This window comes from Enterobacter sp. JUb54 (assembly GCF_014298075.1).
GTDB lineage: Bacteria > Pseudomonadota > Gammaproteobacteria > Enterobacterales > Enterobacteriaceae > Klebsiella > Klebsiella lignicola.
This window is the reverse complement of the sequence record NZ_CP060418.1, coordinates 1,895,444-1,917,845: the sequence shown is the minus strand read 5'-3', so window position 1 is coordinate 1,917,845 and position 22,402 is coordinate 1,895,444. Positions and strand designations below refer to the sequence as shown.

General features: G+C 53.0%; 21 protein-coding genes. 8 read left to right on the top strand and 13 right to left on the bottom strand.

What is annotated here, in order from left to right:
- Positions 1-50: 50 nt before the first annotated feature.
- Together HF679_RS08815 and HF679_RS08810 are read right to left on the bottom strand one after the other, a co-directional pair.
- A complete protein-coding gene (locus tag HF679_RS08815; RefSeq protein WP_123755440.1) occupies positions 51-791 on the bottom strand; it encodes an SDR family oxidoreductase in 741 nt (246 codons plus the stop codon).
- A 274-nt stretch (positions 792-1,065) separates the two neighbouring features.
- Positions 1,066-1,986, bottom strand: coding sequence for an Abi family protein (locus tag HF679_RS08810; RefSeq protein WP_261803015.1), 921 nt, complete (start codon positions 1,984-1,986; stop codon positions 1,066-1,068).
- 337 nt (positions 1,987-2,323) lie between these two features.
- On the opposite strand from HF679_RS08810, the gene HF679_RS08805 reads away from it, so the two are divergent.
- The gene (locus tag HF679_RS08805) at positions 2,324-3,484 is read left to right on the top strand and encodes an IS30 family transposase (protein WP_187042672.1); all 1,161 of its coding nucleotides are present in this window, start codon (positions 2,324-2,326) and stop codon (positions 3,482-3,484) included.
- Positions 3,485-3,539: 55 nt separating this feature from the next.
- Here the strand turns inward: HF679_RS08805 and HF679_RS08800 are convergent, their stop codons facing one another.
- Both HF679_RS08800 and HF679_RS08795 read right to left on the bottom strand, forming a co-directional pair.
- Complete coding sequence (locus HF679_RS08800) at positions 3,540-3,992, bottom strand: NUDIX hydrolase (protein WP_123753888.1); 453 nt, start codon at positions 3,990-3,992, stop codon at positions 3,540-3,542.
- Positions 3,989-4,786 carry an AraC family transcriptional regulator gene (locus HF679_RS08795; RefSeq protein ID WP_123753889.1) on the bottom strand — a complete coding sequence of 266 codons (798 nt, stop codon included), beginning with the start codon at positions 4,784-4,786 and terminating at the stop codon, positions 3,989-3,991. The genes HF679_RS08800 and HF679_RS08795 overlap by 4 nt, the downstream gene beginning before the upstream one ends.
- A gap of 117 nt (positions 4,787-4,903) precedes the next feature.
- Here HF679_RS08795 and HF679_RS08790 point away from each other — a divergent pair, with 117 nt between their 5' ends.
- Positions 4,904-5,629 (top strand): type 1 glutamine amidotransferase, encoded by a 726-nt coding sequence (locus tag HF679_RS08790; RefSeq protein WP_123753890.1) that lies wholly within the window; start codon positions 4,904-4,906, stop codon positions 5,627-5,629.
- A 58-nt stretch (positions 5,630-5,687) separates the two neighbouring features.
- On the opposite strand, the gene HF679_RS08785 is transcribed toward HF679_RS08790, so the two are convergent.
- Positions 5,688-6,533, bottom strand: a complete 846-nt coding sequence (locus HF679_RS08785; protein ID WP_123753891.1) for an oxidoreductase — start codon at positions 6,531-6,533, stop codon at positions 5,688-5,690.
- Positions 6,534-6,638: 105 nt separating this feature from the next.
- Between HF679_RS08785 and HF679_RS08780 the strand changes: the two genes are divergently transcribed.
- Complete coding sequence (locus tag HF679_RS08780; protein WP_123753892.1) at positions 6,639-7,559, top strand: AraC family transcriptional regulator; 921 nt, start codon at positions 6,639-6,641, stop codon at positions 7,557-7,559.
- A 40-nt stretch (positions 7,560-7,599) separates the two neighbouring features.
- Here the strand turns inward: HF679_RS08780 and HF679_RS08775 are convergent, their stop codons facing one another.
- From HF679_RS08775 to fhuE, 4 genes are all read right to left on the bottom strand, one after another.
- Positions 7,600-7,977, bottom strand: coding sequence for a RidA family protein (locus tag HF679_RS08775; RefSeq protein ID WP_123753893.1), 378 nt, complete (start codon positions 7,975-7,977; stop codon positions 7,600-7,602).
- An 82-nt stretch (positions 7,978-8,059) separates the two neighbouring features.
- Entirely contained in the window at positions 8,060-8,461 is a 402-nt protein-coding gene (locus tag HF679_RS08770; protein WP_123753894.1) for a VOC family protein, read from the bottom strand.
- 174 nt (positions 8,462-8,635) lie between these two features.
- Entirely contained in the window at positions 8,636-9,154 is a 519-nt protein-coding gene (locus HF679_RS08765) for a GNAT family N-acetyltransferase (RefSeq protein ID WP_227549960.1), read from the bottom strand.
- 104 nt (positions 9,155-9,258) lie between these two features.
- On the bottom strand, positions 9,259-11,463 hold the full coding sequence (fhuE, locus tag HF679_RS08760; protein ID WP_187042881.1) for a ferric-rhodotorulic acid/ferric-coprogen receptor FhuE: 2,205 nt from the start codon (positions 11,461-11,463) through the stop codon (positions 9,259-9,261).
- 566 nt (positions 11,464-12,029) lie between these two features.
- On the opposite strand from fhuE, the gene HF679_RS08755 reads away from it, so the two are divergent.
- Entirely contained in the window at positions 12,030-13,118 is a 1,089-nt protein-coding gene (locus HF679_RS08755; RefSeq protein WP_123753896.1) for a YncE family protein, read from the top strand.
- Between the two features lie 98 nt (positions 13,119-13,216).
- Here the strand turns inward: HF679_RS08755 and HF679_RS08750 are convergent, their stop codons facing one another.
- A complete protein-coding gene (locus HF679_RS08750) occupies positions 13,217-14,671 on the bottom strand; it encodes a UbiD family decarboxylase (RefSeq protein WP_187042880.1) in 1,455 nt (484 codons plus the stop codon).
- Between the two features lie 10 nt (positions 14,672-14,681).
- Positions 14,682-15,260, bottom strand: coding sequence for a non-oxidative hydroxyarylic acid decarboxylases subunit B (locus HF679_RS08745; RefSeq protein WP_123753898.1), 579 nt, complete (start codon positions 15,258-15,260; stop codon positions 14,682-14,684).
- A 97-nt stretch (positions 15,261-15,357) separates the two neighbouring features.
- Here HF679_RS08745 and HF679_RS08740 point away from each other — a divergent pair, with 97 nt between their 5' ends.
- Positions 15,358-15,831, top strand: coding sequence for a MarR family winged helix-turn-helix transcriptional regulator (locus tag HF679_RS08740; RefSeq protein WP_123753899.1), 474 nt, complete (start codon positions 15,358-15,360; stop codon positions 15,829-15,831).
- On the top strand, positions 15,822-16,835 hold the full coding sequence (locus HF679_RS08735; protein WP_123753900.1) for a GlxA family transcriptional regulator: 1,014 nt from the start codon (positions 15,822-15,824) through the stop codon (positions 16,833-16,835). Before HF679_RS08740 ends, HF679_RS08735 begins: the two co-directional genes overlap by 10 nt.
- 31 nt (positions 16,836-16,866) lie before the next feature.
- On the opposite strand, the gene HF679_RS08730 is transcribed toward HF679_RS08735, so the two are convergent.
- Positions 16,867-18,252, bottom strand: coding sequence for an MFS transporter (locus HF679_RS08730; protein ID WP_123753901.1), 1,386 nt, complete (start codon positions 18,250-18,252; stop codon positions 16,867-16,869).
- A 265-nt stretch (positions 18,253-18,517) separates the two neighbouring features.
- Complete coding sequence (yddG, locus tag HF679_RS08725; RefSeq protein WP_187042879.1) at positions 18,518-19,435, bottom strand: aromatic amino acid DMT transporter YddG; 918 nt, start codon at positions 19,433-19,435, stop codon at positions 18,518-18,520.
- A 394-nt stretch (positions 19,436-19,829) separates the two neighbouring features.
- Between yddG and HF679_RS08720 the strand changes: the two genes are divergently transcribed.
- Together HF679_RS08720 and HF679_RS08715 are read left to right on the top strand one after the other, a co-directional pair.
- Positions 19,830-20,732, top strand: coding sequence for a dihydrodipicolinate synthase family protein (locus tag HF679_RS08720; RefSeq protein WP_123753903.1), 903 nt, complete (start codon positions 19,830-19,832; stop codon positions 20,730-20,732).
- 9 nt (positions 20,733-20,741) lie between these two features.
- Positions 20,742-22,241 (top strand): aldehyde dehydrogenase, encoded by a 1,500-nt coding sequence (locus HF679_RS08715; RefSeq protein WP_123753904.1) that lies wholly within the window; start codon positions 20,742-20,744, stop codon positions 22,239-22,241.
- Positions 22,242-22,402: the final 161 nt, after the last annotated feature.

The following is a 22,402-nucleotide window of genomic DNA, read 5'->3' as shown; positions in this document are numbered from 1 at the left end:
AATATCCCTGTCGTCTCTAAAAACGTATTGTGGCCGGGGAAGGTGGCTCTCTAGTAATGCACAAGCCCGCCATCTACGGCGTACTGGCTGCCGGTTACGTAGGATGCATCATCAGAAAGCAGAAAGAGTGCAACAGCAGCGGCTTCTTCAGCTGTTCCTGCCCTGCCAAGAGGGACCTGGCTGACAACAAAATCCTCAAACTGCTGGCGTGATTCTTCCGGCATAAAATGTCTGAAGTTCGTTTCAATCGGGCCGGGGACCAGGGTATTGGCTCGAATACCGCGTACGGCCAGCGCTGCGGCCCAGCTTTTAACCATTGCGACAACGGCGCCTTTAGTTGCTGCATAGAGGCCTGTCATTGCGGCACCTTCATAAACCGAAGAAGATGAGGTTACAAGAACAGATGCTCCTGAATTGAGTGAGCCGGAGAGCGCGGCCAGCTGCAGCATGGGACCACGGACGTTAGTATTCATCATGTTGTTGAAAGCATCAGCCGTCACCGATTCCGGAGAACCGACCTCCGCAAAGCCGGCATTAAGCCATAGCCCGTCAAGCGAGCCCCAACGGCTGATCTCTGTTTGCAGCTTATTGATATCCGCTTCGCTGGCAGCATCACTTTTGAGGATAAGTGATGTCTCAGGTAGCAGGCTGCGGGCATGTTCAAGCCGTTCTTCATTTAGCCCAGTGATGGCCACATGACCGCCCTCACTGACAATACGCTGCGCACCTGCGAATCCCATGCCGCTGGTACCGCCCGTGATAAGTATGCGTTTACCCTGAAATCTGCTCATGATTACCCCGTCGGTGTCTTTCGAATCATCACTTACCTTACGAAGATAGCTATCGGTCGTCATCTGTTTCATCACGCAACAGTGCCATTACTGTTTTCTATGTCTGAGTCTGGCATTTAACTGACCGCTGTGAAGATCTGCTTTGAGCGAGGAATGGAAGTTGGATTGCCATATGTAGTCTAGATGTAAATAATATGGTTATGCGGGAAACTTTTAAAGCCCCAATGCTAAAACAACATATCTATAATTTAGTCTGACAATCCATGATATCAGTTTAAATATTGAAGTTGAGAATGACCGTTTCTTTGCCCGCGTTACTGAATGAAAATGGGAAAAGGCTTTTTCCCTCAATATGGCGGAGTAAATCCCTTTTTAAACGTCTTAACGATATTTCCTTAGAAATCCGTCCGGTAAGGTAAAAATCAAGCGATTCTTTACGACAAATTGCTCGAGCCATGCCTTCGATGCCAGATTCATGCAACATTTCTGCGCGCTCACGACTAATTCCATTAATGAAGAAGACTATATCATCGATTATTGCTGTCAGCATTTTGATTGCGGCGACACTATTTCCTACAGAAGCGTGTTTCCAGATAGGTTCATGGTGTGCAACTCTATTTCTCAACTCTTTGATAGGTAATGATTTATTATGAACACCTCCATGTCGGCGCTCTGATGGCAATAAATTTGGAAAAACCATCGGTTCTAAATGTGGCCATAATCGATCAGATGTATTGAGATCATGATAGTTTTTCTCAAACATGCCAACCCAAAAGCCAAGCATCAGTTCTGCAACAATTGCATCTGCATGCTGAGGCTTATGACCACTGCTCAACTTTTCTTTTGCTTGTTTCAGCATGCTTTCATGCCGTGATGTCCATACCTTTTTGTTCTGACGGCTTCCGCTGCTTATGCCTTTTCGATAGAAATTATTTGACAAATGAGGGTATTGAGTCATGAAGGAGTTAAAATAATCATGTCCAGCCAGCTTCGTTAAAGGATCAAACCAAGCAGGGTTGTTAAAGTGGGAAGAGGCTGCATTATGAATGCCGTTTCTCAAGGTTACCTCAAGGCATTGCAAGAGGGGAAAAAGTGCAGCGCCTACGCGTTTGTTCCAGACATAGGCTCCGATGCACTCTCCAAGAGTGGCATTGTTTGTTAGAGCAACGTACGATTTAAGTCGAGCCTTAGATATGTAGGCTTCAATTGCGAGATTGTTGTGTAGTTGCGAAGTCCCCCCTCTACTGGTACAGTTTACCGTAATGAACGCGTATGTTATTCCCTGTACTTACATAATACATATGCAGAATGCGGTCAGATACATGAATTTAGTAGTGTGTTTGCCCGACAACAAAAGCGCCTTTTGGCGCTTTTGTTGTTTCTATAGCCAGCATCTTCACCAGAAGTTGTTGCATCGGTTGAATGTCTGCTCCTGGCACGGAGCGGACGATCTAACTCAGCTAAAGGTCCGCCATGCACTGTGAGTTCAACGGGTCGTTGCAACGCTATCCTTAATCAAGGGGGACGTTGCCATGAAACGAAGAACGCGCATTAACTACACGCCAGAACAGAAAGCGATTATCTGGGACCGGTATAAGCAAGGTGATTCCCTGCATGATATCGCCAGAATGTTCGACAGATATCATTCTTCTATTATGCCCACTATCCACCAGACTGGTGGATATCGTCCCCCTGTCCGAAAGCGGCATCCGTTAGCTCTTTCACTTGATGAAAGAGAGGAAATATCCAGAGCGCTGGTAGAAAAAATCAGCATCAGAGCGATCGCAAACAAGCTATCGAGAGCACCTTCAACGATTAGCCGCGAGATCAAGAGGCACGGTGGTGCAAAACAATACCGTGCATCAAAAGCGGATACTGCTGCGTGGGAAAATGGTCTGAGACCAAAACCTTGCAAGCTAATTGAAAGACCCACACTGTGTAAAATCATCGCAGAGAAGATGCATCAGGACTGGTCGCCGGAACAAATCGCCGGTTGGCTGAAACGCTGTTATCCGGATAATCAGGGAATGCACGTGTCACATGAAACGATATATAAAACGCTTTTTATACAAACCCGGGGGGCATTAAAAAAAGAGCTGCAGCAATGCCTCAGAAGCGGAAGAGCGGTTCGTAGATCCCGAACGTCATCACTTAAAGGGAAAGGATTAGGGAAAATCCCGAATGCGATACCTATCAGCGAAAGGCCACCGGAAGCCGCAGACAGAGCCATACCTGGTCACTGGGAAGGTGATCTGATCCAGGGCTCGAAAAACTCCTATATCGTCACCCTCGTAGAACGGCATTCCCGCTTTGTTATGCTAACCAAAATCAGAGACAACAAGACCATAACGGTTATATCTGCGCTCATCAGACAAGCCCGGGAATTACCTGTTGAGCTTTATAAAACACTAACATGGGATCGGGGGGCTGAAATGACCAGCCACACCCGATTTACTGTAGCGACAGACATTCAGATTTATTTTTGTGATCCTCAATCTCCCTGGCAACGTGGCTCAAACGAAAATACGAACAGGTTGCTCAGACAATATTTTCCAAAGGGAACTGACTTATCGGTTCACAGCCAACAACGACTAAACAGTATTGCCAAGCAGCTCAACGAGAGGCCGAGAAAAACGCTAGACTATGAATCACCCGCAGAGCGGTTCAATCAATGTGTTGCGTCCATCAGTTGAACTCACAACGAAGAACGGACCTTCACATTCAGTTTGAATGAACATGGATTGCTGATTAACTGCCTCTGTTACCTTCCCTAAGAGATTCTGAATAATTCTGGTGCAGCATTGCCACCAGAGGCATCAGATGATTTTCTGTCAGGGGGGCCAGTAACAGAGATTTCGAACCGTCAGTGGGATACCAGATAACTTCTTCTATCTCCGCCGCTGGCTGAATATCGCTGGCAGTCAGGACGCTGTGATAAATTTCAGCAATAACGACGCGTCCTGGCTCGTTTATCGCCTTGTCCGTGAAACGCCCAACGTAGCTAAAGTCCTGGCCCATCAGGTTAAGATTCAGCTCCTCTTGCAGCTCTCTCGTTAGGGCTGCGACGGGGGATTCATTCGGTTCCATTTTACCGCCTGGCTGAATAAAGTGGGTCGTGCCACGCTTCCTGACCAGCAGACAACGCCCGGATTCGTCAGTAAGAATGGCAGCTGCAATGCAAATATCTTGATTGTTGCTCATGGTTCTCTCTTTAGGGTAACTGGGTGAGTAAAATCGCGCGGCGTTGCATCTAAAATGGAGCGAAAAGCAGCAGTAAATGCGGCTGGACATGAGAAACCCAGCTGGTAAGCAACCTGTTTAATTGGGATGCCATTCGCCAGAAGATCTAACGAGGCACAAATTCTGGCTCTCTGCTTCCAGGCTCTGTAACTAAAGCCAGTATCTTTAATAAATAATCGTGAAAATGTACGTTCAGACACAGCCGCGATATAAGCAAGCTCACTCAGCGATGCGTCCCAGCGCTGATTAACCAGTAACTCTCTTGCGGCACTGAATAATCTCTCATCATGCGGCATTGGAAGCTCTGTCGTTAAGGGGGGAGCCTCGCTGAGAATTTCCAGAAGCAACAGCGCCATTTTCCGTTGACTCGGTCTGTTGTAGTCCTCACTGAATAGCCCGGCTATCAGCTCTTTCACCAGTGCCGTAGCTGTAATCACATGCACCTGATTACTCTTCATAAAGTTCGAGCATTCTTCGATGAGGCTGCTGCTGAAATAGATGGTCCGTAGGTCGGTTTGTGAAAGCAGGTGATAGCTATGGATTTGAAGAGGCGGTAGCCATAATGCACGCTGAGGAGGTATTACCCAGCGGTCATTCTCTGTTTCAACCAGCATAACACCTCTGGTGGCAAACAGTAGCTGTCCCTCAACATGATGATGTGGAGGATCCGCCTCTCCACGTTGATAGCTTATCGCTGTGCTTGACCAACCTGTTGCTGCATCATGTCTTGGCGCCTTATCTATACTACCTGGCATTTCAGATTTAGCCCCTGCAATTATGATCGAAGTTGGAATCACCCGCAGTATAGCCTTAATGGATGAATGAGTGATTTTTAATTCAAATTATCATAGAGATTACAGGAACATATCCTAATGCGAGTCCACTTTATCGTACATGAAAGTTTCGAAGCTCCAGGGGCTTATGAAACATGGGCAAGAAAGCAAGGTCATGATGTGACGTACTCACGTGTGTACGCAGGTGAGGTGCTGCCAGCAGACGCCGAGGGCATCGATTTCCTTATCGTCATGGGCGGTCCGCAAGATCCAGTGACTACCCTGAAAGCATGCCCGCACTTTGATTCCAAAGGTGAACAGGCGTTGATTGTTGCTGCAATTCAAACGGGTAAGGCCGTGATCGGTATCTGCCTCGGCTCACAGCTCATCGGTGAAGCGTTGGGTGCGCCATTCGCTCACAGCCCTGAAAAAGAGATTGGTAAATTCCCGATCACACTGACTGAAGACGGCAGCAAGGATGCGATGTTCTCTCATTTTACGAAAACGCTTGAAGTCGGTCACTGGCATAACGACATGCCCGGTCTGACACCGGAAGCAAAAATTATCGCTTATAGCGAAGGTTGTCCGCGCCAGATCGTTTCATACTCAGAGCGTGTCTTTGGTTTTCAGTGCCACATGGAGCTTACATTGGACGTTGTTGAACTGCTGATCGCCAATTCTGAACAAGAGCTGAGCGGTGCCGCAAAATACCGTTTCGTTAATACTCCTGAAGAACTCCGGGCGCATGATTACAATGAAATGAATCAGGTGCTTTTTGGATTCCTGGATAAGCTGGAAGCACATTACAAAGCAGTTCAAGAATGACGTTATGCCCGGTGATGCGAATTACCGGGCATAATGGGCTATCTCAAGTACTCTCTGCTTAAGCCTGAGAATCGCTATCCGTTGAACGTGTCAGTGTTTCCCATTGCTCAATTTCTTTCTCTAACGCCGCGAGTTTTTGCCGCACTAAACTCAATGCATCGCTGCCTAACAATAAATGTGTGGGTGGGTTGTGGCTCTCAATGATCGCCAGCATGGCGCGGGCGGCCTTCACGGGATCGCCCAACTGCTTGCCGCTTTTTTCCATCCGCGCCTGCCGAATGGGTTCGAACAGGGCATCGTAGTCCGGGATGCTGCGAGCGCTGCGTACCATTGAGCGCCCGGCCCAGTCGGTGCGAAACGAGCCGGGCGCCACGGCGGTCACGTGGATATTGAACGGGGCCAGCTCTTTGCTTAACGTTTCCGATATGCCTTCCAGCGCAAATTTGCTGCCGCAGTAGTAGCTGATGCCGGGCAGGGTAATAAAACTGCCCATCGAGGTGATATTAATAATATGGCCGCGACGGCGCTGGCGCATGCCCGGTAATACGGCTTTGATCATTGCGACTGCGCCAAACACATTCACTTCAAACTGCTGGCGCATCTCTGCGAGCGTGGATTCTTCCATGATGCCTTCATGGCCGTAACCGGCATTGTTCACCAGCACATCAACCGGACCGATGGTCGACTCAACTTCAGCGACCACCTCCGCAATTCGCTCAGCATCCGTAACATCCAGTAAGCGGCCAAAAGCCCGATGCGCATCGAGCGCTTCGAAAGCCTGCTTTGCGTTGTGGTTACGCACGGTCCCGATGACCTGATGTCCCGCGGCGAGTGCTTCCTGCGCCAGCGCCTGGCCAAAGCCGCTGCTGACACCGGTGATTAAAATCGTTTTGACAGATGGCATAAAAAGAACTCCCATGAACAGTGAAGGTTGCATGGTATTCTCTGTATTGCCGTATTTTGAGGCCAAATCTTCTCTTTTTATTGCCTGATTTTATGAGGTGCTGTGATGTCCGGGATGATGACCTTGATGAAAGCACTGGCCGTGCAGGAGGGGTACAACCTGACGGCGTTGCCTGATGTGCGGATCTTGCGCGCCGACCGGCCGCTTGCCAGAACCCCCGTGCTGTACGATCCGGGGATCGTGATTGTCTGCCAGGGCAGCAAACGCGGCTATTTCGGCCAGCAGACCTATCTATATGATGAGCAGCACTACCTGGCGGTTTCGGTACCGGTGCCGTTTGTGATGGAAACCGACGCTTCGGCGGAACACCCGTTGCTGGCGATCTATATGCATCTGAATTTTCAGCTTGCCGCTGAACTGATGTTGCAAATTGAGCAGCATGGCGCCCCGCAGCCTCCTGCTGTGCCGCAAAGCATGATGTCGAGCCCGATGGACGACGCGGTAAAAACGGCGGTGCTGCGCTTGCTTGAAGTTCTGAACAACCCGCTTGAGGCAGCGATCCTCGGTCCTGCGCGGGTGCGCGAACTCTATTTCCGCGTCCTGACGGGCGAGCAGGGCAATGCGATGCGTGCCGCGCTGGCCTTGCAGGGGCAGTTCGGCAAAATCGGTAAAGTGCTACAGCACATCCATGCCCTCTACGCTGAGCCGTTAACGTTGACGCAGCTGGCGATGGAAGCCGGCATGAGTGTGCCGACGTTCCATAGCCATTTCAAAGCGATAACCCGGATGCCGCCGATGCAGTATGTGAAGTCGGTCCGCCTGCACCAGGCGCGGATGCTGATGGTGCGCCAGCAGATCACCGCCAGCGCCGCCAGTTACGCCGTCGGTTATGAAAGCCCGTCTCAATTTAATCGCGAGTTTAAACGCTTATTTGGCCTGCCGCCGGCGGAGGAGATAAAACGCATGCAGCGTCATTTCGCCGTTCCGCCAGCCCAGCAAGCGTCGGTATTTATTTCATCGCATTAAGCGCCGGGCCCATCAGGCTATAAGGCTGATCAGCCATGAATCAGAGGGCAAATACCGTTTCGATCTCAATCTTGAGGTCGGGTGAAAAGAGGCGGCTGATTTCCACCAGCGAACTGGCAGGCAAGTGATCGCCGTAATGTCGGTAGAGCACCTCGCGCAGCGCGTTGATCTCTTCAAAAGAGGTAATGAAAATGGTCACTTTAATCAGGGACGAGAAATCAGCTCCCTCGGCGCTGACGATTTTCCGAATCTGACTGAATATTTCCTCTGCCTGTTCAGCGATACCTGATTGCTGTGCGGGCGTGCCAAATGCGGTTAGCCCTGAAATATACAGCGTGTCGCCATGTCTCACTGAGTGAATGTAGGGGGCTTTTACCTCACCTAATTCAGGATAATTTTTGCGAATCACCTTATTCATTATGGGTTCCTTAATGGGGCTGAACAGAAATCAATCCTCGAATACATTGCAGGTCTGGTGATGAGTGAAAGGGGTTGGCGCTTTAGCTTTGCTTGTTTTGGTACAGATCCCAGCGGTTGCCAAAGATGTCTTCAAATACAACCACCGTGCCGTACTCCTCTTCGCGTGGCTCCTCGCAAAACGTAACCCCTTTTGCTTTCATGGCGTTGTAGTCGCGCCAGAAATCATCGGTTTGCAGGAACAGAAATACCCGTCCGCCGCACTGATTGCCGATGAAGCTTTCCTGCCTGTCGTTGGAGGCGCGGGCCAAAAGCAGGTTGCAATCGCTTTGCGGATTCGGGGTCACCACCACCCAGCGCTTCCCTGGTTGCGGCGTATCCTCAACGAGGGTAAAGCCCAGCTTGTTGGTGTAATACTCAATGGCGCGATCGTAGTCATCAACCACGACGGCCACATACCCCATGCATCGCTTCTGCGTTCTCATTTCCTGCTCCGTGAAGTGGTCAACATAAATGTCTGGAAGATCCTTTTTAGCATAAACAAAACGGTTTCACCGCCTGGAATGGTTTACAGAATCGACGTCCATTTTTGGGATGTGGGAGAGTGCGGGCAGGGCGGCGGGTCTGCACTGGGCGAGAAGCGGAACTTGTCATGGTTATTACTCTGTCATGGCCTTGAAGTTCAAACGCATCGCTACGCGCCGTGCTGGATTGAAACCCATTTTAACTTCCTCTGCTTTCTGGATCATCAGGTGCGGCGGACACGATTGTCCTTCCACAATCTCAAAACCTAACGCTGCGTAAAATTTGGCATTAAAGGCGGCCATATTATCTGTCGTGAGTGTGGCGCCGGCCAGGCCGCGTTGCTGCCCATGAACCAGGATCGCTTGCATTAATAATCTGCCTGTTCCGCGACGCTGCCAGTCAGGATGCACATCAATTTCAGCAATGTGCATCCATATGTTTTCATAATTACCAGCAACGAACCCTACAGGGGTTAAATCAGCCGCAAAGGCTGCAAGCAGCAGGCCATCTCGGCTGAAATCATGAAATTCCTTTAGGCTATTTGCGACAGCCTGACCCGTTACCGCACCTGCTTCACGAAGTGTTTCAAACGCCGCTAATTCAATGGCGCGGAGTGAAGAAAAATGTTCAGGCTTCGCAGCACTTATCGTCATGTCCAAAAATCCGTTCTCCATTTTTCTTTTTTAGTTTCAATACTGCTATGCGCGAGGAGCAAACACTCGCTGTTCAAACGACTCCTCGCTGCAGGTTTCTTTTATCAGAATTGATACGCAACGGTCACTGAAACATTACGCGGCTCACCGTAGACATAGCCACTCATATAGGTGTAGTACGTCCGGTCAAACAGGTTATTCACGTTAGCCTGTACCGAGACCTGTTTATTAACCTGATATTGGGCAAACAGGCTAGCCAGTGGATAACTGCCCTGGTAAACCCGCTGGGTGCTGCCATCGGGGGCGGTAACATCCTCAAACACACGGTTTCGCCAGTTGATTCCCCCGCCAATGGTCAGCGCCTGGAGCATCGGCAGGCGATAACGGGTAAACAATTTCAGGTCGGTCTGAGGCTGATCCGGGTTATAGCGACCCTCCGAATCACGTGCGACATAGCGGGTCGCGCCAAAGGTCATTTGCAGGTTATCGGTGAGTGCACCGTTCAGCTCAAACTCGGCTCCTTTGCTGCGGGCCCCTTTGGTTGGCGCGTAAGCCTGCTCGCTGCTGTTATTGACAAAACTGCCATCAACGGCCTGACCAACATTATTTTGTTCTATGCGGAAGACCGCCACGGTTGCGGTGAGGCGGCCGTCAAACCAGGCCGATTTCAGACCAGTTTCATAGCTTTTCCCCGTGACAGGGGCCAGATATTTTCCACTGCTGTCGCGATAGGTCTGCGGTTGGAAGATAGAGGTGTAGCTGGCATAAGCAGACCAGGTGTCATTGATGTCATACACCGCGCCAGCGTAGGGAGTGATGTTGTTTTTTTCCATATTGCCGCTCGTCCCATCGGTGCTGTACCTGGTATAACGCGCACCGACAATGAGCGACAGCGGGTCGCTCAGGGAGAAACGCACCGCGGTGTAGGCCGATTTCTGGCGCACTACGTCATCCGCGTTCTGATACCAGTCACCCCATGTTGGTTCGGCAATATTGCCATTCCAGTGATTGTTGAAGATGCCGATATCGCTGGTGGCAATATCACCGGCATCTTCATCCGTGATGCCGTTGCTACTGTTGGTCACATTATGCTGGCGGCTGTAGCTCATACCCGCCATCAACTGATGCTCACGCCCGAACAGCTCAAACGGACCGCTGGCGTAACCATCCACGGAGGTCAGTTCACGCTTGCCCCGGTCCATGCTGCCAAAACCATCGGCACCTTCGCCGGTGTCCTGATCCGGGTATGACAAATAGCCCACATAAAGTAGCTTATCGCTGAAGGTGTTTTCAGCATGGGTACCGTTCAGGCGGAACGTCCAGCCGTTATCAAAGTTATGTGTCAGGTCGGCATACACTTTGCGCGCGGTTGTATGATAGTAGGTCCAGTCGGCGGCTGAATTCAGGCTGCGCGAGTAATGGGTCAGGGCGCCATTGCTGTAGAACACCGGGTTGCCACCCCAGGTGGGATCGTTGGTATCGGCATCCTGATAATCGTAGCCAAGCGATAACGTGGTGTTATCGGTAATATCCGCATCCACCACGCCATAGAAGAATTTGGTGTTTTTACTATACCGATCCAGCCAGCTGTCCTGATTCTGGTAACCGGCAATGACGCGGCCGCGCACCGATCCTGATGCATTTAATGGGGTGGACACATCGGCGACATAACGCTGTTTATTCCAGCTGCCGTAACTGGCGCTGAATGAACTGGTAAACGCTTTGCTGTCAGCATGCTTACGCACCATATTGACGGAGGCTGCCGGGCTACCCGCTCCGGTCATCAGGCCCGTGGCGCCACGAACCACCTCGATACGGTCATAAATTGCCGTGTCTGAAGCCGCATCGCCATAGTTCCAGGCATCACCCACCGTGGTAGGAATACCGTCAAAGGTAAAGTTGCTCAGTTGAAATCCACGCGAGAAGTAGTAGGTTCGCTCACTGTCAATCGCATTACTGGTGATGCCCGTGGTGTTATTGAGAACGTCATTGACCGTCTGCAGTTGCTGATCCTGCATACGTTGCTGAGTGATCACGCTGACGGACTGCGGAACATCGCGCGGTGTCAGCAGTAGTTTTGTCCCTGCACGTGTGGTTTTCACCTGGTAATCGGTCTTGTCCTGAGCTGCCGTGGCGTCGCTATCAGCATTGGCATTCACGACCATGACTTCCGGCGTTTGCGTTTCCTCTGCCGCCAGGGACGGGTTGAGGAAGGCGTGTATCGCCATGGTCAGAAATGAGATGGTGAAGGTTTTACGCAGGCGTGGCTCGGCCGAACCCGCACAGATTTCTCTGCGATCCAAAAACATAGTATTTCCCGCCAAAAAGAGTGTTGTTGTGTCAATTCTTATTTTTAAGTGCAGCGCTACGCGTTCTCGTCTGGCCAACCCAATGAACGCATCAGCGCAGAGCGGTTTCGTAGCGGCGCGATTTCTCACGCAAGTTTTGCGGGGGGATGTCACAGCGACGGCATGTGCCCAAATATTTTTGTATTACGCACGATGCTGCGGCATTTAATGCTAAGAACCGCACTTGTTGAGAAAGCCAATGATAATCATTTGCTTTAAAAAAACTAAAAATGTCTCATTTAATTGTGTAACCAGTTATGTAAATTACTGTAAATCAATATATAGCAGTGAAATCGACACGTTGGTTGTCGATGTTCAGACTTTTATCGCCGTGAATTCATTGCCAAATTTGGCCGTTTTCAGCTTAAAAAACGTGTTTATGCTGTGAATTGGCAGGGCACAGGAATCTGTGGTTTTCCGCACATTTGCGTCATTTTGGTTAATGCGTATTATTCTCATTCTCTCTTCGGTCCTCCGGTTAAGGCAGCCACCTACCGGGATCCCTTTTTCCATCGATGGAGTTAAGAATGAAATTGTTTTTCAGCCCGCGTCAGGTTCCCCTTGCCGCTGCGATCATCGCCGCCATTAGCCTGACGGCTTGCCAGGCACCGGCCAAAAAAGCAGAAGTGCCTGCCGGCGTAGTGAAGCCAGTCAATACGCAGTTGACTCAGCGTGTACTGGGGGATGGCCTGTATGAACTGGCTTATTCTCCTGCGGAGAAGGCGTTGTATGTCGCCAGTGCTCAGGGCTTTAAAAACGTCAATGGCGGTATGATTTACCGCCTCGACCCCGTGACTCTGGAGACTCAGGCTGAAACCCACACCGATCTGAAAAACTTTGGTATGGCGATGACAGACGACGGTCGCGTCTTCTACACCACCAATTCGCTGGACGGCGGCGTGTCGCAAGTTGATGCGCAGAGCGGCAAGGTGCAGAAACGCCTGATGCTGGGCGGCAAGAAAGACAAAGATGGCGATGTGCCAGGTGCACGTGAAATGCTGTTGCAGGGAGACGAATTATTCGTGGGTCGCGTAGCCGATCCTGGATTTATCTCGGTGGTGGATACCAAAACGTTCACCTTGAAAACGACCATCAAGAATGCCGGTAAATGGGTAACGGGCTTGATTTACTCCCCGGTAACCGAACGCGTTTATGCCGCTAATGGTGCGGGTGAAATTTTGGTCATTAACCCACGGACCTACAAAATTGAACGGCGCTGGACGGCAGGTGATGGAAAGGAATATCTGTTCCTGAATATGGCGGAAGATCCGTCTACAGGTCGCCTGTTCGTCACCGACGACTCTAAAGGCAAGGCCACTCTGGTCTTCGACGAACACACTGGCAAAGTAATCAAACGTCTTCCGGGCGATGCGCTGGGTATTAAGTTCAACAGTAAACGTAATGAGATCTATATATCTCAGCGCGAGTCGAAGAAAGTGCTGCAGCTTGATGCTACCACTTATGCCGTGAAAAACAGCTGGTCCTTCGACACCAATCCGAACAGCCTGCTGGTCTCGGCGGATGGTCAAACGCTGTATGTCTCGCTGAAGCAGGCATTTAATGAAGATAGCTCCACACAGGGCAAAGATAGCGTGGCGCGCATTGCACTTAAGTAAGCGCTGCTGAGCGTAGCAGCGCATTGAATTGCGCTGCTTGCGCTAAAACTGCGGTCGTACCCCTGGTTTTACCTCAGGGGTCGTTGATTCAGTCGACATTACCAGTTTTCCAGCACTCGCCGGCGAACGTCTTCGGGATAACCTTGCTCAAATGACGCATGCAGATGTCGGGTGGCCTGGAGTGTATCGAACACCACTTTGGCCCCTTTACCTGCGACATACTCTTGTTCTTCATAGCACTGTGGCAGACGAATGACGCGTTGATCATCGAACACCACGCGGCGCCCAACCGGGTGGACGCGGGTTGAGAGCGCCCATACCACTTCCCGGAGGTTGGTGGGGTCGAAATCATCGTCCACCACGTAGACTTTTGGAATAAAGACCATCGCGTCGGTACGGAACAGCACGTCGCCGATACGCTGGGACAGTTCGTGACTGGTGACCCCAGGCAAGCGTTCATGCCAGTCCTGCGGTACCACCACCAGCAGCCAGTGCACCGTGGAGTCTTCCGGGATCCAGGCGGTTTTGATCGGTAGCCCGGCGTCACGCAGATGTGTTAACGCGTCAGCGGCAAGACCCATCGCCCACAGGGTATGAGACTCATCCGTCGGGCGGCCGGTAATGGACATTGGCCAGATGGGATCGTCCCTATGGGTGATGGTCTCCACGTGGAAGGTTGGCTGCGCCGATGATCCTTCGCCCAGATAACCGCCATATTCACCATATGGGCCTTCCTGACAATCCCGGTGGATGGAGACATGCCCTTCGATAACAATTTCCGCCGTGGCAGGCACGTCCAGATCAATACTGACGGCTTTCACGACGGGAACCGGTGCGCCAGCCAGCGTGCCGATATAATCGGCTTCGTCAGCATGCGCCGGGATCGGAATGCCCGAGACGCAGGAGATGGCCGAAGCAGGCCCCTGAACCAGCGCATACGGCATTGGTTTGCCAGCGTTTACCCACTCGGTCCAGATCTGCCCGATATGCTGGCTGGGCACAATCAACCCCACCATGCGCTTGCCGTCAACCTTCATCACCCGCGCGATCGACCAGTTAATCCACTTGCCGTCCAGCGATTTAACAATCAGCGTGCCCCAGGTGTTGGCATAGCGGCCGCCGTCTTTATCATGGGCAAAGGGGATGGGGAAGCTGTCCAGCGTGGCATCATCTCCGCGCAAGATGTTTTGCTGGCAAGGCGCGGCAGCAGAATCAACCCGCACGGGCGGAATGCCGGGCTGGCTGCGTGCCGCCGAGAGCGCCTCAATAATTTGTGGTCCGCTGGATCCCGGAGCCAGCCCCAAAGACATGGCGACGCGGGCATAAGGCATATCGGCACGTGAGGAGAGACTGGCCGGGGCGCCAAACAGGCGAAAACCGGGAGCAACGCCCGCCACCTTATGGAACAGGGGCGCCGGAGACTGGATTTCATAACTGCGGCGGGTGATGGCACTGGGTTCGAAATCGCCGTCAACTTCGCGGGTGACATGCATGATGTCGCCCATGTCATCAAGCGCATCAATAAAACTTCTTAAATCATCATAATACTTCATGCGGCACTCCTCAGGCCGAAGGGGAAGACGAGTGGGGCTGGCCCCAGCGTTTTGTTAAATCGTTATCGAGGCCAAACTGATCCAGAATGCGCGACACGCAGTGATTGATGATGTCATCAGTGGTGGCTGGTTTGTTGTAGAAGGCGGGCATCGGCGGCAACATTATGGCGCCCATGCGCGTCAGGGCGAGCATGTTCTCCAGATGGATGGTGTTAAGCGGCGATTCGCGCGGTACCAGCACCAGCTTGCGTTGCTCTTTGAGCGTGACGTCCGCTGCCCGGGCAATCAGCCCGTCGCCGTAGCCGCAGCGGATGGCGGCCAGCGTTTTCATGCTGCAGGGGACCACAATCATGCCATCGACGCGAAAAGAGCCGCTGGAGATGGCCGCCGCCTGATCGTGTTCACTGTAAGTCTTCGAGGCGAGAGCGATAACGTCCTGTACACTGTAGGGCGTTTCAAGTTGAATCGTGGCACGTGCCCATTTGGAAATGATCAGATGCGTTTCAACGTCGAGCTCTTTGAGCGCGGCCAGAACGCGAATACCAATTGCAGCGCCGGTAGCGCCAGTCATGCCTACGACAAGCTTCATGAGGGTTCCTTTTAATCGAACCTTTGAGTTATAGTTTTAGTTCAAACTGTTTGTGCTCGAACTATAGTTTTATCGTTTTCAGGAGTCAATACAGCCGATGTCAGAAAATCACGATCTCATTGTTGCCGCGCCGCTCTGGCCACACGGAGACAGTTCGCTAATGCATTTGATGCGTCGGGCAGGGCAGCACTCATCGATGTGCTGGACACAGTGCGTCGATACCGGGTTATCGGCGGTGCAGTACGCCATACTGGTGGTATTAGCCGAAGAGACCACCTGCGATCAGCAAACGCTGGGTAACCGGGCAGGGTTTGATAAAGCGACCGGCACCTATGTGATCGACCGTATGACCAAAAGCGGGTTGCTGGATGTCCAGATCGATCCGCAAAACCGCCGCCGCAAGCTGGTGAGGATGACCGCGAGCGGCGAAGCGATGCTCGCCCAGATGATTGAGCAGGCAAAAAGCGCGGAAAAGATGATTACGGCAGGGCTGGATGCGCAGGATATCAGCGATCTGAAACGCCTGCTGAGCAAGCTGGGTGGACTGAAGGAGCATGATGAATGCCTTTGACCCACGTTGAGCCGAAACCAGATTTGACCATCGGCTTTTTGCTGATGCGTCAGTTTACCCTGGCATCCGTTGCCGGGCTGGTGGAGTCTTTGCGTTTTGCGGCGGATGAATCCTTCTCCAGCCGACAGATTTTTTGTCGCTGGGAGTGGATGACCTGCGACGACGGGCCGGTAACGGCCAGCTGCGGGCTGCCTGTCTCGCCGACGGCAAAGCTGGATTTCACAAAAGCGTGGGACTACTTCGTGGTGGCGGGTGGGTTGCTCGAAGAGACGCGTCATTCGCCAGAATGGTTATTGCAGGCGCTGCGCGAACTGCATGCGCGAAACATACCTATCATCACCCTGTGCAGCGGGGCGTTTGTGGCGGGCAACGCGGGCCTGCTGGACGGGCGTCGCTGCGCAATCCACTTCACGACCCGCGATGAATTCCGGATGCGCTTTCCAAAAGCTATTCCGGTGATCGACAAGACTTACATTAAAGACGGCGGGATTATCTCGTGTCCCGGCGGCACGGCCATTGACCTCGCGGCGGATCTCATCCGTCAGCACTGCGGGGTGGTGCGCTCCCAAAAGGTGCTTAAATATCTGCTGGTCGATAACGCCACGCAGTCGACCGCCAGGACCCGGCACAACGCCCCGCTCAACGCGCCGGACGTCTATGAAAACGAGCTGATCGGCAAGGTGATTGGGTTTATGCAGCATCACCTTGATTCGCCGATCCCGCTGGGAGAGGTCGCGGATTTCGCGGGTATCACCTTCCGCCAGCTAAACCTGATGTTTACCCGCTGTACCGGCCATTCGGCGGCGGTGTACTGGCGCAGCATGCGCCTCGAACAGGCGCGTAAGCTGATGGCGGATTCGAGTAACAGCATCAATGCCATCGCGACCGCTACCGGATTTTCGGATGCTTCACATCTGATTTCATGGTTCCGTAAACAGTATGGCGAAACGCCGAGCGCATTCCGCAAGCGGCGCAGGGAAGTTGAAAAACTGGTGAAGAAATAGAAAAGGGCTGCATCGTGCAGCCCTTTGCGTCTCAGAGACTCTGCCGTTTTGGCATCGATGCCTGCATGGTCATCTTTTCACGCGGACGATCGTCGTCCAGAGAGGAAGCATCTTCCAGGCTGCGGGCGTTGGTCTCCGGCGCCAGGAACCACGACACCACCAGGCCAAAGAAGGTGATTGCCGCCGCGATATACATCGTCGGGCCGATGCCAATGCTCTGCAGAGAAACCGGCACCAGCCAGGTACCGACCGCCGCCCCAATTCGCGACAGCGATGTGCCGACGCCCACCGCGCCGGCGCGTATCTCCGTGGGGAAAATTTCGTTTGGATAGACCAGCTGCAACACCTGTGCGCCGCCAATAAACAGCGCGTACAGCCCGAACATCAACAGGATCGCCGCAGACGGCCCATCGCGCAGCAAACCTAACAGCAGCAGCGCCAGCCCCGACCACAGGAAGCTATGCAGCAAGAGTTTACGACGCCCGAGGGTATTCACCAGGCGGGTGGCAATGATGCAGCCCACCACGAACAGCAGGGTGATGGCCACCGACCCGTAGGAGGCCCAGCCGCCGGTCAGGTGCAGCGCATCCAGCACCTTCGGTGCAAAGGCGTAGACGGCAAATACCGGAATGACGGAGCAGGTCCAGAAGATCGTGACGAACGCCATACGCTTGCCGTAGCCGGAGTGGAGCAGGTTGGCGAAAGAGAGATTCTTGCTTTCAGCCTGCGCGGGTAAGTTGTCCAGGCCAAACTCAGGGCCATAAACGCGGCGAATAACCGCTTCGGCCTCGGCGTGTCGGCCTTTGCTTATCAGCCAGCGCGGGGACTCCGGGGTGCCCATGCGCACAATGAACAGCAGGGCGCCAATGATGGCAGTGCTGGCCAGGGTCAGGCGCCAGGCATCAGGGCCGCCAAAATTCAGCAGCGCTTCACCGATCAGATAAGCTGCGGCTGCACCTGCGAACCATAAGATGGTCAGCGTAGCGAGGCACGGCCCGCGATTTTTCTTCGGCAGAAACTCCACCAGGAAGGCGGTGGCGACCGGGTATTCAATCCCCACGGCAACCCCGTTCATAAAGCGCAGCGCAAACAGCATTTCGCCACTTTGTACCCAGTATTGTGCCACGGAGCAGACGACGAACAGCGTCGGGCCAACGAAATAGAGAACGCGACGTCCAAGACGGTCAGTCAGAGCGCCGCCAATAAAGCCGCCAAAGAAGATGCCGATCAACGCCGAAGCGGCAATCAGACCTTCCCAGAAAGCGCTGAGGCCCAGGGCAGGGGAGACTTTCATCATGGCAATGCCGATGATGCTCAGCACATAGCCATCAACAAAGGATCCCCCGCCTGAACGCACGGTCAGCAGCCGATGGAAGCGGTTAAGTGGAACGTCTTCTACAGAAATAGTATTTGACATGGTTACTCCGGTCTTTCTCCGATGACGTTGAATTAACTGTGGTAACACGCCTTATTTACGATGGCGACGTATTACAGACACGCGAAACCGGTGCCGTTATTCAAACGATCGCAGAATAAATGTAGGTCAGGTAAAAAAGTTAAAATGTTATCCAGCGCAGAGATAGCGATCTGGATAAATCAATAAATAGTCATTTGTGGTAATTCATGGCAAATACTCCTCCGGTGCAGGATAGTCGGATAAGATGTTTTTTATTATCGGGTGCTTACTTACTTTCAGTTACTACAGATTCATTTTTTGGCGCCACGCTGCGGGTAGACCGCCAGCAGATTAACGAGCCCAGGCTCACCATGGCGGTGCCCTGCCAGAAGGCGAGGGTCAGCTGTGAATTCAGCATAAAGGCGGCCAGTACCGCCGAGATGATCGGGATGAAGTACGAAGCAGCAGCCAGCACGGTCACATTGCCGTGTAAAATCCCGACGTTCCAGGCCGCGTAACCAAAGCCCATCGCGATGGCGGCCAGCACCAGGCTAATCCCCGCGTGCCAGGAAAGCACAAACTCCGGTTGCGGTGCTAACAGATATTTCAGCCATAATGTCAGGGCGGTTAAAATAAAGAACAGGGTAATGCCGTTATTGCCGTTGGCGATAATTTTGGTTACCACACAATATATTGCCCAAATAATCGCGCCGCTAAAGGCCAGACCGTAACTGAGCGGGTTTTCCATAATGTTGCTGGTCATCTCACTGAACGCGAAGCCTTTATCGCCGCCCAATACCAGGCATATTCCGGCAACAGCTAAAATAACCCCCAGAATAATAAGCGGGCTGGTCTTTTGGCGGTTGACGATAACCGCCAGTAAAATGGTCATGCTCGGCCAGAGATAGTTCACCATTCCGACCTCGATGGCCTGGCGGCCCGAGTGGGTGAAGCCCAGCGAGAGCGACAGACAGAGCTCGTAGCACACAAACAGGATGCTGCCGACGATCAGGTAGAGTGGCGGAAACTTCCGCAGTTTCGGAAAGCCAATGGTGAACAGCAGCAGAATGGCGCTACAGGTGTAGATCAACGCCGCGCCTCCCACCGGGCCAAAACCCTCACTCACGCTTTTAATCAGCCCAACAATCGCGCTCCACAGGAGGATTGCTATGAGTCCGATGAGCGTCGCTTTCTTCTGGGGCATACCCTGTACCTCTGTTTACATTAAGTTCACAACTGAGTCGTCTGACGTGGCGTTCTGTTAATGGCTAGTTAAATCCTGCCTTAAAACTATGCCTCCAGATGAACGCTGTAAATACGTTCTGATGGGTAATTACACCGGAATGTGATCGCTATCTGAAATCATGTAGAAAATAACTACGACGAAAATGTATTTATAAGTAATTGATAATAAATGATTAAAATTACATCTCTCGTATAAATATCCTACTATTTGGTATTTACGTTGTATTTTCTGTGTATACAAAAAATATTCAACCATTGACCTCTTTCACAACCACGTGCAAATTTTTAACAAACGCAGCCTGGTGGGCTGCTGAACAGACTGTCATGGTCGTGAATTCCCCCTGGAGGTTATCGTGTTGACATTTGAAGGTATCTACACCCCGGCAATTACCCCTTACGCAGCCGATGGCAGCATTGATTTCACTCGTTTTTCCGAGGTACTGGAGTCGCTGATTGAAGGCCGCGTACACGGCATCATCATTGGAGGTTCGACTGGTGAATACTACGCCCAGAGTCCGGAAGAGCGTAAGGCGCTGGCCGAGCACGCACGTCAGGTCATTGGCAACCGTCTGCCGCTGATTGTCGGCACCGGCGCCATCCGCACCGAGGACGCGGTGGATTACGCAAAGCATGCCCGGGAAATTAAAGCCGACGCGATCCTGGTTACCTCTCCGCCCTACGCGTTGCCGACCGAACTGGAAAACGCCCATCATGCGTTGACGGTCGATAAAGCCGCGCAGCTGCCGATCATGCTGTACAACTACCCGGGCCGCATGGGCATCACCATGGGGGAGACCTACTTCCGCGAAGTGAGCCGCTCGTCCAACATCGTGGCCATCAAAGAGAGCTCGGGGGATTTCAATAACCTGCACCTGCTGGCCTGCAAATTCCCGAACATTGCGCTCTCCTGCGGCTGGGACGACCAGGCGCTGGAGTTCTTTGCATGGGGCGCGCGCAGCTGGGTGTGTGCCGGCTCCAACTTTATTCCACGTGAACACGTGGCGCTGTATGAAGCCTGCGTGGTGGAAAAAGACTTCGAAAAAGGGCGCAAGATCATGGCCGCCATGATGCCGCTGATGAACTTCCTCGACGGTGGCAAGTTTGTGCAGTCCATCCGTTACGGCTGCGAGCTGAACGGTCTGACTTCCGGTCAGGTCCGCGCCCCGCTGCAAAACCTCGATGAAGACGAGAAAGCGCAGCTGAAAGCGGTGATTGCCGATGTGAAACGGAACGTGGCTGCGGTCACGGTGGTGTAAGGGGGCAGAATGAAACAGCTTCAGACGCTTAATGACGTCACGCGCCTTGCGCACGATCTCCCGCTTCCTGACAAGGCGTTTATCAACGGCCGTTTTGCCGCCGCGCGTTCCGGTAACACGCTGACGACGTACAATCCGGCGACCGGTGAGGCCATCGTCAATATCGCAGCCTGTGATATTGACGACGTTAACGCGGCGGTAAGCGCCGCAAGAACGGCCTTTGAGGCCGGTAGCTGGAGCAAGCTGGCGCCGGGCGAGCGTAAGTCCGTGCTGCTTAAGCTGGCGGCGCTGATGGAACAGGAGCTTGAGTCGCTGGCGGTGCTGGAAAGCCTCGACAGCGGCAAACCGGTTAGCGAGTGTCTGGCCGTGGACGTGCCGGAGACTATCCATGTGCTGAAGTGGCATGCGGAAGCGATCGACAAGCTTTACGATCACACGGCGCCGGCCGGTAACGCCATGGCGCTGGTGGTGCGTGAGCCAATTGGCGTGGTGGGCTGCGTCCTGCCCTGGAACTTCCCGCTGTTGATGCTCGCCTGGAAAATTGGTCCGGCGCTGGCGGCAGGCTGTTCGGTGGTGGTGAAACCGGCTGAGCAGACCTCTCTGACCTCGTTGCGGGTGGCGGAGCTGGCGTTTGCGGCAGGCGTACCGGCGGGCGTGCTGAATATTGTCACCGGTACCGGGCAAGCGGTGGGCGAGCCGATAGGTTTGCATGCCGATATCGATATGGTGAGCTTCACCGGCTCCACGGCAACCGGACGCCGTTTTCTGCATTATGCGGCGGAGTCCAATCTTAAAAAGGTGGTGCTGGAGTGCGGCGGCAAAAACCCGGCGCTGGTCTTTAATGATGCCGATGATATTGCTGCGGTAGCCGGACACGTACTTAACGGCGCATTCTGGAACATGGGCGAGAACTGTTCTGCCACCTCGCGTCTGCTGGTACAGGAAGAGGTAAAAGAAGCGCTGCTGGCGGAGATGGCGAAGCAGATAGGCGGCTGGACGATGGGCAACCCGCTCGATCCGCACAACCGGCTTGGCACGATGGTTTCCCCGGAACACTTCAGCAAGGTGAGCAGCTACCTCGACACGGCGCGTCAGGAAGGCTTGCGCGTACTGCATGGCGGTGACACGGAGCAGGGCGCTTACGTGCAGCCGACGGTAATCGACGGCGTCACCCCTGAAAGCGCGCTGTTCAGGGAGGAGATTTTTGGACCGGTGCTGTGCGTGACCACCTTTAAAACCGAAGCCGAAGCCATTGTGCTGGCGAATGACACGCCGTATGGCCTGGCAGCGTCGGTCTATACCAGCAAGCTTAATCGCGCGATCCGCGTATCCCGCGCGATTCGCGCCGGAACTGTGACCGTGAACTGCTTTGGGGAAGGGGATGCCACCACGCCTTTTGGCGGCTATAAGCAGTCCGGCTTTGGTGGGCGTGATAAATCGGTGTTTGCCCTCGATCAGTACACCGAACTGAAGACCATCTGGATTGATGTTGCAGAACACGACGCCTGAAGCCGGATCCAACGGCCTGGAAGCGAGAATGCCTTTCTGATTCTGTCTTCTGGTGGCGGCGAGCCTTAAGAGAACGCAGGGACGCATCTTCTCTCACCGGCAGAACACCGCCTTTTTCACCCGCGTGTCAGCAGTGAAATGGGCAGAACGTGATCCCGGCG